Source organism: Dyadobacter alkalitolerans DSM 23607 (genome assembly GCF_000428845.1).
Taxonomy (GTDB): Bacteria; Bacteroidota; Bacteroidia; order Cytophagales; family Spirosomataceae; genus Dyadobacter; species Dyadobacter alkalitolerans.
Genome location: NZ_AUAS01000003.1, coordinates 242,225 through 256,577, shown reverse-complemented (window position 1 = coordinate 256,577; position 14,353 = coordinate 242,225). Strand labels below are relative to the sequence as shown.

The 14,353-nt window shown below is 45.5% G+C and carries 14 protein-coding genes; 4 read left to right on the top strand and 10 right to left on the bottom strand.

What is annotated here, in order from left to right; genetic code table 11:
• Positions 1-43: 43 nt before the first annotated feature.
• Positions 44-604 carry a YqgE/AlgH family protein gene (locus G395_RS0106895; protein WP_026629382.1) on the top strand — a complete coding sequence of 187 codons (561 nt, stop codon included), beginning with the start codon at positions 44-46 and terminating at the stop codon, positions 602-604.
• 12 nt (positions 605-616) lie between these two features.
• Here the strand turns inward: G395_RS0106895 and G395_RS0106890 are convergent, their stop codons facing one another.
• Complete coding sequence (locus G395_RS0106890) at positions 617-838, bottom strand: hypothetical protein (protein ID WP_026629381.1); 222 nt, start codon at positions 836-838, stop codon at positions 617-619.
• A gap of 96 nt (positions 839-934) precedes the next feature.
• Here G395_RS0106890 and G395_RS0106885 point away from each other — a divergent pair, with 96 nt between their 5' ends.
• The 3 genes from G395_RS0106885 (at position 935) to gcvP (ending at position 5,520) form a co-directional block, all read left to right on the top strand.
• Entirely contained in the window at positions 935-2,191 is a 1,257-nt protein-coding gene (locus G395_RS0106885) for a metallophosphoesterase (protein WP_026629380.1), read from the top strand.
• 95 nt (positions 2,192-2,286) lie between these two features.
• Positions 2,287-2,493 (top strand): hypothetical protein, encoded by a 207-nt coding sequence (locus G395_RS0106880; RefSeq protein ID WP_229204060.1) that lies wholly within the window; start codon positions 2,287-2,289, stop codon positions 2,491-2,493.
• A gap of 132 nt (positions 2,494-2,625) precedes the next feature.
• On the top strand, positions 2,626-5,520 hold the full coding sequence (gene gcvP / locus G395_RS0106875) for an aminomethyl-transferring glycine dehydrogenase (RefSeq protein ID WP_026629378.1): 2,895 nt from the start codon (positions 2,626-2,628) through the stop codon (positions 5,518-5,520).
• Between the two features lie 272 nt (positions 5,521-5,792).
• Here the strand turns inward: gcvP and G395_RS0106870 are convergent, their stop codons facing one another.
• From G395_RS0106870 to G395_RS0106830, 9 genes are read right to left on the bottom strand one after another with little or no spacing between them, the layout of a single operon-like run.
• Positions 5,793-6,311 carry an NADH-quinone oxidoreductase subunit J family protein gene (locus tag G395_RS0106870; protein ID WP_026629377.1) on the bottom strand — a complete coding sequence of 173 codons (519 nt, stop codon included), beginning with the start codon at positions 6,309-6,311 and terminating at the stop codon, positions 5,793-5,795.
• A 34-nt stretch (positions 6,312-6,345) separates the two neighbouring features.
• On the bottom strand, positions 6,346-6,939 hold the full coding sequence (locus tag G395_RS0106865) for a NuoI/complex I 23 kDa subunit family protein (protein ID WP_026629376.1): 594 nt from the start codon (positions 6,937-6,939) through the stop codon (positions 6,346-6,348).
• A gap of 15 nt (positions 6,940-6,954) precedes the next feature.
• A complete protein-coding gene (gene nuoH, locus G395_RS0106860) occupies positions 6,955-8,034 on the bottom strand; it encodes an NADH-quinone oxidoreductase subunit NuoH (RefSeq protein WP_026629375.1) in 1,080 nt (359 codons plus the stop codon).
• A gap of 42 nt (positions 8,035-8,076) precedes the next feature.
• Complete coding sequence (locus G395_RS0106855; protein WP_026629374.1) at positions 8,077-9,192, bottom strand: NADH-quinone oxidoreductase subunit G; 1,116 nt, start codon at positions 9,190-9,192, stop codon at positions 8,077-8,079.
• A gap of 21 nt (positions 9,193-9,213) precedes the next feature.
• Positions 9,214-10,731 (bottom strand): glycosyltransferase family protein, encoded by a 1,518-nt coding sequence (locus G395_RS0106850; protein ID WP_026629373.1) that lies wholly within the window; start codon positions 10,729-10,731, stop codon positions 9,214-9,216.
• On the bottom strand, positions 10,731-12,071 hold the full coding sequence (nuoF, locus tag G395_RS0106845; protein WP_026629372.1) for an NADH-quinone oxidoreductase subunit NuoF: 1,341 nt from the start codon (positions 12,069-12,071) through the stop codon (positions 10,731-10,733). Before nuoF ends, G395_RS0106850 begins: the two co-directional genes overlap by 1 nt.
• 23 nt (positions 12,072-12,094) lie before the next feature.
• Entirely contained in the window at positions 12,095-12,592 is a 498-nt protein-coding gene (nuoE, locus tag G395_RS0106840) for an NADH-quinone oxidoreductase subunit NuoE (RefSeq protein ID WP_026629371.1), read from the bottom strand.
• A gap of 13 nt (positions 12,593-12,605) precedes the next feature.
• Entirely contained in the window at positions 12,606-13,832 is a 1,227-nt protein-coding gene (gene nuoD, locus G395_RS0106835) for an NADH dehydrogenase (quinone) subunit D (protein WP_026629370.1), read from the bottom strand.
• Between the two features lie 18 nt (positions 13,833-13,850).
• Positions 13,851-14,351 carry an NADH-quinone oxidoreductase subunit C gene (locus tag G395_RS0106830; protein ID WP_026629369.1) on the bottom strand — a complete coding sequence of 167 codons (501 nt, stop codon included), beginning with the start codon at positions 14,349-14,351 and terminating at the stop codon, positions 13,851-13,853.
• Positions 14,352-14,353 lie beyond the last annotated feature (2 nt).

Below are 14,353 nucleotides of genomic sequence, written 5' to 3'. Positions count from 1 at the left end.
AAATTAAATATATTACGTTTTTGATCTTTAAGTCATGCCCACTATGCCATCAACCATGAAAATTTCAAAAGGAAGTCTGTTAATTGCCAAACCGTTTCTGGGAGATCCCAATTTTGAAAGAGGTGTTATTCTGATGTGCGAACACAACGAACAAGGCAGCTTCGGCTTTGTATTGAACCAGATTACCGACCTCTTCCTGGGGGACGTGCTGGACGAAACCATATATCAGGATATTGCCTTGCATTTAGGCGGCCCGGTCGAGAAAAACACATTGCATTTCATTCACAGACGTCCGGACCTCGTCGCCGGCGGGGCGGAAATTATGCCGAATGTTTTTTGGGGAGGTGATTTTGAAAAGGTAAAAATGCTTTTGAACCTGAACACTTTTCATGCTGACGATATCCGCTTCTTTATTGGTTACTCCGGATGGAGCGGCGGCCAGCTGGATGACGAATTGAAGCAGGATTCCTGGATTGTTTCAAGCACAGATTCTGAATTCCTTTTCACCACACCACCCGAAAATTTCTGGCGTGAAATCCTGCGCAATATGGGCGGAGAATATCGGTCTATTGCCCATTATCCCATCGATCCGCGGCTCAATTAAGCCGAAATCCGGTTAGTTAGGCCGGTCCAGCCCGTTGACAGATTCGTAATCGGATTTGATCCTGCTGACTTCTTTTGTCAGGAATTTTTGCAACTGCTCATTAAAAGCCGTCTTATCTTCTTCATTCAGAGAAGCGTACAGGTCTTTCAATTCCTGGTTGATCTGCGCGCGCTCCTCGTCCGAGCCTGCATTCATGGATCGGATGTGAAATCGCTTAAAATCGAATTCCGGCATATTTTGTTTCATTTGGTTGTTTCAAAATTACGAAATGTCGCCGAACGAGAAAATCCTGCGCGGTGTTACGAGAAATATGATAATAATCACCCCCAGATGAACAGGACATTCTTTTTTATATTTTTAACATTCATACTTTTTGCAATTGATTGGTACGTTTGGCAGGGATTGCGTTTTGCGATCCGGAATTTAACACCGCTCACACAACGCTGGATTGGCGGAGGTTACTGGGTTTTTACTGCATTAACATTAGGAGCATACATTATTATGCAGCTCCTTCCGCCTGATTCGCTCAAAAGCACCACGCGCACATTCATTGTTGCTTTCATTGCAATTCCCTATTTGTCCAAGCTGCTGGCCGTGCTTCTTTTGTTCCTGGACGATATTCGTCGTTTTTTACAATGGATAGCCAGTTTTTTCTTTCCATCGGCGGCGCCTGTTCCGCCTGCAACCGGTGAGTCGGCCATTCCGCGTTCCCAATTCCTGGCGACGACGGCGATGGTAGCAGGAGCTGGCCTGATGGGCACATTTGCTTACGGGATCATCTCCGGGGCGCATGATTACCGCATCCGCCGCGTCCGTATTCCGCTCAAAAATCTTCCCAAAGCATTTGATGGCATTAAGATCGCACAATTATCCGACATCCATTCAGGAAGCTTTTTTAACAGAACAGCTGTAAAAGGAGGCGTGGAAATGTTGATGAAGGAGAAGCCGGATATCGCATTTTTCACGGGTGACCTCGTGAATGACCGCGCGCTGGAAGTGCGGGAATACATTGACATTTTTAATAAGGTCAAAGCGCCGCTGGGTGTGCATTCGGTTTTGGGAAACCACGATTATGGGGACTATTTTCAATGGCCGAGCGTGGAAGCCAAAACGAGCAATCTGGGGGATCTGAGAAAAGCCCATCAGCTGCTGGGCTGGAATTTAATGTTGGACGAAAACCGCGCTATCCGCGTCGATGGAGAGGAAATCGGCTTGATAGGCATTCAAAACTGGGGTGCGGGCAATTTTGCCAAATATGGTAACCTGCAAAAAGCGTATCAGCATACGGAGGATTTTCCTGTCAAAATATTGCTTTCACATGATCCAAGCCATTGGCAAGCGCAGGTTTTACCTAAATACAAAGACATAGATCTTGCACTGGCCGGCCACACGCACGGCATGCAGTTTGGTGTGGAGATCGCTGGATTGAAATGGAGTCCTGTGCAATATCGCTATAAACAATGGGCGGGGTTATACACTGAAAATGACCAGCATTTATATGTAAATCGTGGTTTTGGCTATCTGGGTTATCCGGGCCGTGTGGGTATTTTGCCTGAAATCGCTATCATTGAGTTGGTTAGGGCGTAAGATTTAGGGAACTTGTAATTGGGTTGGATCAGTTATATAGGATAACACCCTAAATGCGTTGAGTATATAAGGTTCTGTAATCCTAAAAAATGAATATGATGACAAAATTTGCTTCCTTATTTCTCGTACTCGCATTGATTTGCGGAATATCTGGTGTCGGCACAGTTAATGCAAAGCCAGCCAGCGCGAAGACAGAGCTTTTAGTCAAAAAGAAAAAGTATAAGGGTTACAAGAAGCCGAAATCCAAGAAATTCCTGGGAATATTCAAGCGGAAAACGGATTGCGGGTGTCCCAATCACTGACATTCGAATTGCATCAAAAATTGCATATAATCAAGAGTAAGCAGGGCCATCATTCTCTAAAAGATTCGATTGGATTTGCTTACTTTTGTCTTTTAAAAACCATCTAATATTGACGTTGTCAGCCCAAGTTGAATGAAAATTAATCTTCGGAACCAGGATAAATTCGAAAACCGTCACCACGGTAAAGATGCGCAGGAGTTGCAGGAAATGCTGAGCACGATTGGAGCCGCATCTCTGGATGAATTGATTGACCAGACACTTCCTCCGGCCATCAGACTACAAAAGCCACTGAACTTGCCAAGACCGAAAACCGAGCAGGAATTTTTGCAGGGTATCCGGAAGATCGCAAGCAAAAATGCTGTTTTGAAATCATATATCGGAACAGGTTATTACGACACCATTACGCCTAATGTGATTCTTCGGAACATTCTGGAAAACCCAGCCTGGTACACGGCTTACACGCCTTACCAGGCCGAAATTGCGCAAGGTAGACTTGAAATGCTATTGAACTTCCAAACTGTGATTACAGATTTGACAGGAATGGAAATAGCAAATGCTTCACTTTTGGATGAAGCGACGGCGGCTGCCGAGGCAATGACCATGCTGCACAGCCTGCGTCCTGCATCACGTAAAAAAGCAAACACATTTTTCGTTTCGGAACTTTGCCATCCGCAAACCATTGACCTGATTCATACGAGAGCGAAGCCAATCGGCATTGACGTTATAGTAGGAAACCACGCAACTGTAGATCTTACAGACGAAAATTTATACGGTGTGCTGGTTCAATATCCTGCAACCAATGGTGAAGTTATTGATTACACAGACTTTATCGCCTCTGCGCACGAGCAAGGGGTGTCGGTTGCTGTGGCTGCTGATCTGCTGGCATTAACATTGCTGAAATCACCAGGAGAGATGGGAGCGGATGTGGTTGTGGGTTCTTCGCAGCGATTTGGCGTTCCTATGGGTTATGGCGGCCCGCACGCAGCGTATTTTGCAACAAAAGATTCATTCAAAAGACATATACCAGGCCGGATTATCGGTGTTTCGGTCGATACGGAAGGCAATCGTGCATTGCGTATGGCTTTGCAGACCCGGGAACAACATATCCGTCGGGAAAAGGCAACTTCCAACATTTGTACTGCACAGGTTTTACTTGCAGTGATTGCAGGTGCTTACTCTGTTTACCACGGACCGGAAGGCATCAAGAACATTGCCGCCCGCGTTCACGGACTTACGAAGCTTTTTGTTGACACCATCAAACAGTTCCATTACGAAGTCGTAACCGAACATTACTTCGATACGGTTACTGTTAAGACCGGTTTGACCAGAAAGCTGAGAGAAACGGCTGTGAAGTGGGGCATTAACCTCAAATACAATGGTGAGGAAAGTGTTTCAGTTTCATTCGATGAAGCTAAGTCTTTCGACGATGTTATCTCGCTTTTGAATGTGTTTGCGGAAGTTTCCGGTTTCCAGGGTGAAATGGTCATTGATGAAGAACTTGAACTCGATCTGCCAGCGAATCTTGCCCGCACATCCGAATATCTGACGCACCCCGTTTTCAATACGCATCATACAGAGCACGAAATGCTGCGTTATCTGAAATCACTTGAAAATAAAGATTTATCACTGGTGCATTCCATGATTTCGTTGGGCAGCTGTACAATGAAACTGAATGCAACGGCTGAAATGATCCCATTAACCTGGCCGGAATTTGGTGCAATTCACCCGTTCGCTCCGACCAATCAGGTTGGTGGTTATGCACAGCTGGTAAGCGAGCTGAATATCTGGCTTTGCGAAATCACTGGATTTGCTGCGATGTCATTCCAGCCTAATTCGGGCGCACAAGGGGAGTATGCCGGCTTAATGGCGATTCGTGCTTATCATGAAAGTCGCGGCGACGTGCACCGGAATGTTGCATTGATCCCTTCTTCGGCACACGGCACCAACCCGGCATCGGCGGTGATGGCGGGAATGAAAGTAGTGGTTACCAAATGTGATGAGAGAGGAAATATTGATGTGGCCGATCTTAGAGAGAAAGCGGAGCAATATAAAGACGAGCTTTCTTGCTTAATGGTCACTTATCCTTCAACACACGGTGTGTATGAGGAGAGCATTATTGAGATTTGTGAAATGATCCATTCATTTGGCGGTCAGGTTTATATGGATGGTGCTAATATGAATGCGCAGGTTGGGCTTACCAGTCCGGCAACGATTGGCGCTGACGTTTGCCATTTGAATTTGCATAAAACATTTTGTATCCCTCATGGAGGTGGCGGACCTGGCGTTGGCCCGATTGGTGTGGCTGAACATTTGATGCCTTTCCTTCCAAGTCACGTTAATTTCAGCACGCAGCCGGAGCATTTGCCAGCAGGCGAAGCAGGAGCCGTTTCTGCTGCACCGTACGGAAGCGCCAGCATCCTGACCATTTCCTACGCATACATTGCCATGATGGGAGAGGCGGGGCTAACGAATGCAACCAAATACGCGATTCTGAATGCCAATTATATCAAGGAGCGCCTTAGCGGACATTATGATGTGCTTTACACAGGCACAAACGGCCGTTGTGCACACGAAATGATCCTCGATTGCCGTTCGTTCAAAGCGGCTGGTGTGGAGGCGGAAGATCTGGCTAAACGTCTGATGGATTACGGGTTCCACGCGCCAACATTGTCATTCCCTGTTGCAGGAACATTGATGATCGAGCCGACGGAATCCGAATCGAAGGCTGAACTGGATCGTTTTTGTGACACAATGATTGCGATCAGAAATGAAATTCGGGAGATTCAGGATGGTGTTGCAGATCGCACGGATAATGTGCTGAAAAATGCGCCGCATACGTCCCGGATCCTGTTAAGTGAAAATTGGAACAGATCTTACAGCCGCGAAAAAGCAGCATTCCCATTGCCGCATTTGCGTTTCAACAAGTTCTGGCCAAGTGTAAGCCGAGTCGACAGCGCTTATGGTGATCGCAATCTGATCTGCTCTTGCATTCCTGTTGAAGCTTATGCAGAAGTTGAAGCCAACTAAGGAGCGATAGATAATAGCTAGCCCTTTTTCCCAGGATTAAAATCCTGGGCGAAATATGGGTCGCCGGTGACCCGGCTGGCATTACAAAGCCGCATAGCGGCAATCTATACTTTGCCCCAGGATTTATCCTGGGGATAACAAAAGATTTATTCAGGGATCACAAAATTTATAATGGGGAATCAGAAAAATTTATCCTAGGGAGATAACAAAAATGGAAATGCTCAGCCGAGCATTTCCATTTTTGTTTTATAATCTAATGAATTAAATATCGCTTAGAAATGTCTTTCGCCAATCTCTCTTTTGCCCAACATTACCGCACCCACCATCGCTACTAAAAGGAGAATGGAAACCAACTCAAATGGAAGCAGATAATCCCTGAAAAGTAAATGCCCAAGGTTTTCGATCATCCCGATTTGTGAATCAAACTGCTGCGGATCAAATCCCGGAATAACGCTTTTGCGATATGCCCCGAAAAGAATCACAAATACAGTTCCGCCTACAATCGTGGCTGCAACTTTGGTCAAGTTGGTCTTAGACTCTTCATTGTCCTGTTTCATATTCAAGAACATGATCACGAAGAGGAAGAGAACCATGATGGCACCCGCGTAAACGATAATGTTAACAGCCGCCAGAAACTGCGCATTAAGCAGGATGTAATGTCCTGAGAGCGTAAAAAACGTCAGGATCAGGTACAGGACGCTGTGGATCGGGTTGCGCGAAACAACCACCATTACTGCGCTGAGGACAGTCAGGAATGACAGGAAATAGAAAAACGAAATAACTGAATTCATAAAATTTAATAGCTGATATGCTCAATGAATGTGTTCAGGGAATGGCTCTCGGAACAACATTGGTAACTTCTCCGCTGGCTTTTTTCAAGTCCAATGCGCGGGCTTCTTCTTTGGTCCAGGCTTCGCGGGTATATCTGTTGTTCATATCTTCAACCAACAGGTCTTTCCCCCAGATTACCTGGTCGCGCTCTGCGAACACAGGCACGAACTCGTCGTGGCGCAAATAAACGGCTTGTTTAGGACAAGCTTCTTCGCAAAGTCCACAGAAAATGCATCTCAGCATATTCACTTCGTAAACCGCCGCATATTTCTCCTCTCGATAAAGCTTCTCTTCGCCTTTTTCGCGCTCAGCCGCTACAATTTGAATGGCTTCTGCCGGACAAGCAACGGCGCATAACCCGCAGGCGGTGCAGCGTTCTCGACCATCTTCGTCCCTTTTCAAAATGTGCCTTCCGCGGAAAACCGGGCCCAGGTAACGCTTCACCTCAGGATATTGAATGGTTACTTTTTTCGCAAAAAAGTGCTTAATGGTGATCGCTAGTCCTGTTGCAATAGCTGGCAAGTAGGCGCGTTCCATCAGCGTCATTTCCTTATTGCTTACTTGCTTAGAGCGATTTGTCAGTTGCATGGCAATGTGTTTTTATTAATTCAACCACGCAGTTACCAGCGGCTTAAGGAAAAGCACGGCAGCACCGGTGATAATAATATTAAAAATAGCAAGCGGGATCAATTTCTTCCATCCCAGGTTCATCAGCTGATCGTAGCGGAAACGCGGAATAGTCCAGCGCACCCACATGTAGAAGAAGATGAAGAACAATGCTTTTCCGAAAAATACCGCTGTTCCGATCAATGTAGCAGCGTTATGTCCTGTTTCCGAACCGAATGCTTGCGTCAGTTGCGTATAAACCCAGTCCATTCCAGGATAATTGTATCCGCCAAAATAAAGAACGGAGATAATGGCCGACGAAATGAACATGTTAATGTATTCGGCAAAGAGATAAAAGCCGAGTTTCATACTTCCATACTCTGTGTGATAACCGCCTACAAGCTCAGTTTCACACTCCGGAAGGTCAAAAGGCACACGGTTACATTCAGCGAATGAGCAGGTGATGAAGATAATAAAGCCCAAGGGCTGGTAAAAAATATTCCAGTTACCGCCATGCTGCTGCGCTACAATCTCTCCCAACGAAAGCGAGCTGCTCATCATCAGAATTGCAATCAGCGAAAGGCCCATAGCCACTTCATAACTAATGTTCTGCGAAGCCGCACGAATGGCGCCCAGCAGCGAAAACTTATTGTTGGAAGCCCAGCCACCGACCATAATGCCGTAAACGCCCAATGCTACAACACCGAAAACGTAAAGGATCCCAATGTTAGATTCCACTCCCTGCAGGGCAACTTCATGACCATTGATCCGGAAAGTACTTCCAAAAGGAATCACAGCACTGGCAAGCAAGGCCGTAAGCATAGCAAGGCTTGGCCCAGCGATAAAAAGCCATTTGTTGGCCAGTGCAGGGATAAAATCTTCTTTGAAAAACATCTTACCCGCATCAGCAAGCGGCTGCAACAAGCCACCCGGTCCTGCACGGTTCGGGCCCATCCTGTCCTGGATAAAGCCGGCAACTTTGCGTTCGCCCCAGGTTGAATACATGGCAATGACCAGGGTAAGAACAAAAACAACGAATATTGTTGCGGTTTTAATGAGAAACTCCGTTAAATCCATTTTTTGTAAACAAGGTTAAAAACAGGCTGTCAGGCCGTTGAACTAGTTATTTTTTGCCAATAATGAGCGGTGATTTGCTTTGTCGTTGTTTTCGATGCTTTGGTGACGGATCGTTTCTTCATCCGTAACGAAAGGACGTGTATCGTCAATTTTTTTGTAAGAGCTATCCGCCAGTTTTATAGCAAAATCAGGTTTCTTCACAAGATCAGCGCGGTATTTGTTGGCTGAAATAACAGAACTGCGTTTTACTTTGGTAGGACCTTCAAGCACCCAGTCGCTGGTTTTTTTCTTTTCAAAACGGCAGGTGTTACAGATAAAGTCATTGACTTCTCCCCAGGTATTTTTACGGGCGGTAACCCTGATAATTTCGTCGCCTCTGTACCAAACCGTCGTTTTACCGCAGCATTTGTCGCAATCGCGATGCGCATCCTCAGGTTTGGTAAACCAAACGCGGTTTTTAAAACGGAATGTTTTGTCTGTCAAAGCGCCTACGGGGCAAACGTCAATCACATTTCCGGAGAAATCATTATCGATCGCTTTTTCAATGTAAGTGCTTATTTCAGAAGCATCTCCGCGGTTCATTACACCGTGTACACGCTTGTTTGTGATCTGGTCAGCCGTGTAAACACAGCGATAGCAAAGAATGCAGCGCGTCATATGGAGCTGCACATACGGACCAATGTCGATTTTATCAAAAGTCCGCCTGTCTTCCTCGTAACGCGTCTTTACAGAACCGTGCTCAAAGGCAAAATCCTGCAAATGACATTCTCCCGCCTGATCGCAAATAGGGCAGTCGAGGGGGTGGTTGATGAGCAGGAATTCAACAATGCTTTTTCGCGTGTCAAGTACGGCCGGATTTGTTGTGTTTTCAACAACCATTCCTTCCTGAACTTGTGTAATGCAAGACGGAACCAGCTTAGGCATTGGCCTTGGATCTTTCGCTGAACCTTGCGCTACGCGCACAAGGCACGCCCGGCACTTTCCTCCGGAGGCAGTCAAAGGCTTATAGAAACACATTGCAGGAGGCACAAGCGCCGCCTGACTTTCGTCCGCTTCCGCAATCTTACGCGCAGCCTGCATGATCGTTGTTCCCGGTTCCACCTCGACTTCAATGCCGTCGAATGTAATTTTTACTAACTGAGGTTTGGTCTCTTCCATGCCAAAAATTATATCATTATGCTATTTGTCGGCCTCGTAAATATCGTACGGGCCCACGGTTGAGCTATATTTTAAAGTGTTTGTAAAATCAACATTGAGAATGTTAACAGGCACAATCCCTTTCAATGAAATTACATATTTAATATCCTTTCTCCTAACCATGCTCTTAAATTTGTCAAAGCGAAAGGTTCCGTTCAGATCTGCCAGATAAACAAGGTCTGGAAAAGGGATTAACGCATTATTGACTAAAAAATGATTCAGGAAATAACCTTCCATTTGATTCCCGCCGCAAATATAAACCCACTCCTTCGGTTTCAAATTTTTCTCTTTATATAAATATTCCGAGACATTACGCTCATCTATATAATGGCGCTCAAAGTTCGAATGGATTACCGATTTGTATTTCATAAAAACAAACAGTGTACAATGCAAAAACGCGAGCACCATATAGAACGACGCTCCCATTTTCAAAAGACTCTGATCAAAACGATATGCATTCGCGGGATGCGTAATAAAAAGTGTAACCTGGATTACTGCCAGCAAAAGATAATCCTGATAATAGCCAACGCCTGCACCAATTTTGAATGCTGTTGAAGTCGAGAAAATAAAAGACAAAAAGCAGCAAAGTGTCAGAAACAAAAGGAAATTGGAATACTTGTGATAAACGATATAACCGCTTACAATAACGTTAGCAATGATCAAGGGTGCAAATTGCAAAAGCCAGTGTTGAAACGTCCAGTCGTAAAACCATTCCCAGCTTGCTGAATTGGCAACACCTCCGATAATATTGGTAAAAAACAGCTCAATTGTATTAATAGGGAGGATCGCGAGGTAAAAGCCCATTATCAAAATACCAAACGCAGTCAGGCTCACCAGCGTTTTCCACTCACGCTTTAATATCCAATAAACCCCGGCTGAAATAGCCAGGATTGCTCCGCTTTGTTTTACAAAAAAGGCTGTTACCGCAATGAAAATGGCGGCGTAGAACCAAAACTGGTTGCCACCTTCCTTCAATGCATTGTAGCAGAAAAATATAAAGACAGTGGTTAGCAGGATCAGTAAACTATCAGGTCGTGAAGTGGTTAAAAGCCAAAAGCTCAGGACGTGAAAAATATATAAGGCTGCAATGATGGCAATGAAGGGCTTCTTGGTAACCCGGTTCAGAAATAGGCCAGCCAGTCCAACCGTAGCCAAAACGAAAATATTTGACCATAACCGGCTTGCAAGGTAAATCTTATGCACTTCAAGCGCTGACCAACCCACGACCTTACAAAAGGTGGCGACGATGGTCGAGTAAATCGGTGCGTATTGGGATAACCTGAATGGTGCATCTTCCGGATCCAGGTAAATCGGGTTGCCCGATACGAGAAGCTGGATAGGGACAATCGTGCTGCCCTCGCTTCCTGAAATATCGGGGTGATAGCTGATGGATGCCTGGAATTTGATTATCAATAATATCAATGCGCTGATGAGTCCGAAGATCAAAGCGATCATAAAGGATTTATCCCGGACCCAAATCAGCGATTTATTGATTTCCATTATACTAATGCCATTTCGCCCTGATAAACTGCGCCGGGCTGCGATGCTTCGTGTGGATGGGTAATGTGCCACATGAACTCATCCCTGAAATGCCGGATCGCGCTGGCAACCGGCCAGGCAGCAGCGTCTCCCAATGGACAAATGGTGTTACCTTCTATTTTTTTAGATATATCAACCAACAAATCAATGTCATGCATACTTCCGTGGCCATGCTCAATGCGGTGAAGCACTTTTTCCATCCAGCCAGTTCCTTCGCGGCACGGGCTGCATTGTCCGCAGGATTCGTGGTGATAAAAACGGGAGAAATTCCAGGTGTTGCGAACGATACAAGCTGTTTCATCAAACACTATAAAACCACCTGAACCTAACATCGTTCCAGTCGCAAATCCACCATCCGACAATGATTCATAGCTCATCAGGCGATCTTCGCCATTGGCCGTTTTCATGATCAGATGAGCAGGCAGAATGGGGACAGACGAACCTCCGGCAACTAGTGCTTTCAAATGATGTCCTTTTCTGACACCACCGCAGTATTCGTCGGAATTCAGGAATTCTTCAACGCTTACACCCAATTCGATTTCGTAAACCCCGGGCTTATTAATATGTCCCGAAGCAGAAATCAGCTTCGTTCCCGTGCTACGGCCTACGCCGATGGCTGCATAAGCATCACCACCATTGTTAATGATCCATGGCATATTGGAGATAGACTCCACATTGTTCACCACAGTCGGGCTTTGATATAAACCTTTTACCGCTGGGAATGGCGGCTTGTTTCTTGGGTTTCCTCTTTTTCCTTCCAGCGATTCCAAAAGTGCAGTTTCCTCACCGCAAATGTAAGCGCCCCCGCCCGGCTGAACGATCAGTTCCAGATCGTAACCGCTTCCTAATATATTTTTTCCTAGAAAACCCTGAGCTTTTGCCTCTTCTATGGCTTTTTCCAAAAGCCTGATCACATACATCAGCTCGCCACGCACGTATATAAACGATTTGTTGGCACCCAATGCAAAACTGGATATGATCATTCCTTCAATCAGCAAATGCGGAATGCATTTCATCAAATGGTGATCTTTGAATGTTCCAGGCTCGGATTCATCCGCATTACACACCAGATAACGCGGAACGCCTTCCGGTTTAGCCAAAAAGCCCCATTTCATGCCCATCGGAAATCCTGCACCGCCTCTTCCACGCACACCCGATTTTTTCGCTTCTTCCACAACTTCTTCCGGAGTCATGGATTTTATTGCTTTTTCAACGGCCGTATATCCTCCCTTTTGACGATAAACGTCGAAAGTTTCGATGCCCGGTGTATTAATATGTTCCGTTAAGATCTTTATAGCCATTTGAGGATCAATTTCAGCTTACGCTATTTACTCAACTCTTCAATAATTCCGTCCACTTTTTCATTTGTCAAATTCATGTAATATTTCTCACGAATCTGAAAAACAGGTCCCCAGCCGCATGCTGCAAGACATTCCACTTCTTTCAAGGTGAAAAGCCCGTCCGCAGTTGTTTGTCCGGCCTCGATGCCCAGTTTTTGTTTCAAATGTCCATATACGTCTTCACCGCCCATTAAGCAGCAAGGACCTGTGCGGCAATATTCGATGACATGTTTCCCGACAGGATCCAGGTGATACATGGTGTAAAAAGTCGCAACTTCATAGACTTCAACGGGTTCCAGGCTTAATAAGCTGGCCACATGATCCATTACTTCGCTGCTCAACCAACCCCATTGTTCCTGCGCTACGTGTAAAACCGGCAAAAGAGCCGATTTTTGACGGCCCTCAGGATAACGTGCTATGATCTCTTTTACTTTTTCCTGTCTTTCCGGTGTAAATGCAACCGGATTTAATGATTCAGTCATTTCTTGAATATTTTTAGGCGTCCAGCTCACCTGCAATTACGTTCAGGCTACTCATGGTCAGGATTGCGTCAGAAAGCGTGCTTCCTTTGCACATTTCGGGATATGCCTGGTAATAAATAAAGCTTGGTCTACGGAAATGCAGTCTGTAAGGAGTCCGGCCGCCATCGCTGATCAGGTAAAAACCTAATTCGCCATTACCGCCTTCCACTGCATGGTAAACCTCGCCGATAGGAGCGTCAATTTCTCCCATTACAATTTTAAAATGATAAATAAGGGCTTCCATGCTCCTGTAAACCTCATTTTTGGGAGGCAGATAATATTCAGGCGCATCCGCATAATAAGGGCCTTCGGGAAGGTTATTAATGGCTTGCTCTATGATTTTAAGACTCTGCCACATTTCCTCATTCCGGACCATATAGCGGTCATAAGTATCACCATGCTGGCCAACAGGAATATCAAACTCAAAATCCTGATAAGAAGAATAAGGATTCATCACCCTTACATCATAATCCAGACCGGCTGCACGAAGATTAGGGCCTGTAAAACCATAAGATAATGCCCGTTCCAGGGAGATACCACCTACATTAATGGTCCTGTCCATAAAAATCCTGTTACGGTTGAGCAATTTTTCAAACTCTTTCAGAACAGGCGGGAATGATTTGATAAACTCGTGGATCTTACGGATCGCTGTGGTAGAAAGATCTCTTTCCATTCCGCCTACACGGCCCATATTGGTCGTAAGACGCGCGCCACAAACTTCTTCGTAGATTTCGTAAACTTCCTCACGCTTCTGCATTACGTACAGGAAACCGGTAAAAGCGCCCGTATCCACACCCAAAATACTATTGCAGATCAGGTGGTCCGTAATCCGTGCAAGCTCCATCATGATCACCCGGATGTACTGGGCTCTTTTCGGCACTTCTACGCTCAACAACTTTTCAACGGTCATATGCCATCCCAGATTGTTGATCGGGGAGGAGCAATAATTCATGCGGTCGGTAAGGGTTGTGATTTGGTAAAATGGCCTTCTTTCAGCTATTTTCTCAAATGCACGGTGTATATATCCAATGGTTTGTTCACCGGAAACGATCTTTTCCCCATCCATTTTCAGGATATTTTGGAAAATACCATGTGTTGCAGGGTGAGTAGGACCGAGGTTAAGCGTGGTCAGTTCTTCAACCAGCTCGGGTAGATCGGCGTTTGCGGGAACATTATGTGGTAATAATTCAATATCTGCCATATCTTACTCAGTATAGGGTCATCGGCCAAAAAGGGCATCTGTTTTGTCTTCGCGCGTTGCGTCTTCCATCGGAAACTCCCGTCTCATAGGGAAGTAATCCATCTCCTCAATGTTCAGAATGCGCTTTAAATTGGGGTGTCCGTCGAACATGATCCCAAAGAAATCATAGGTTTCCCGCTCCATCCAGTTGGCAGAAGCAAATAAGCCGGTTGCCGTAGGAATGTGAATGTCGGCTTCGGCAAGGCTAACCTTGATGCGAACACGGAAGTTGTGCACGAAGCTGTGCATATGATACACAACCATAAACTCCTGTCCAACACTGTCAGGATAGTGAATGCCAGTAATATCGGTTAAAAAAATAAACTGGTAGGTTTTATGTTTGTGCAAAAATTCTAAAAGCGGGATAATTTCCTCACGAGAGGTTGAAAGCGTCAGCAATCCGTAAGGCTCTTCAAAGTCAAAAACCTGATCACCAAATTTTTCTAAAAGCGCTTCGGCTACCTCCTGGTTACTTAGCATAG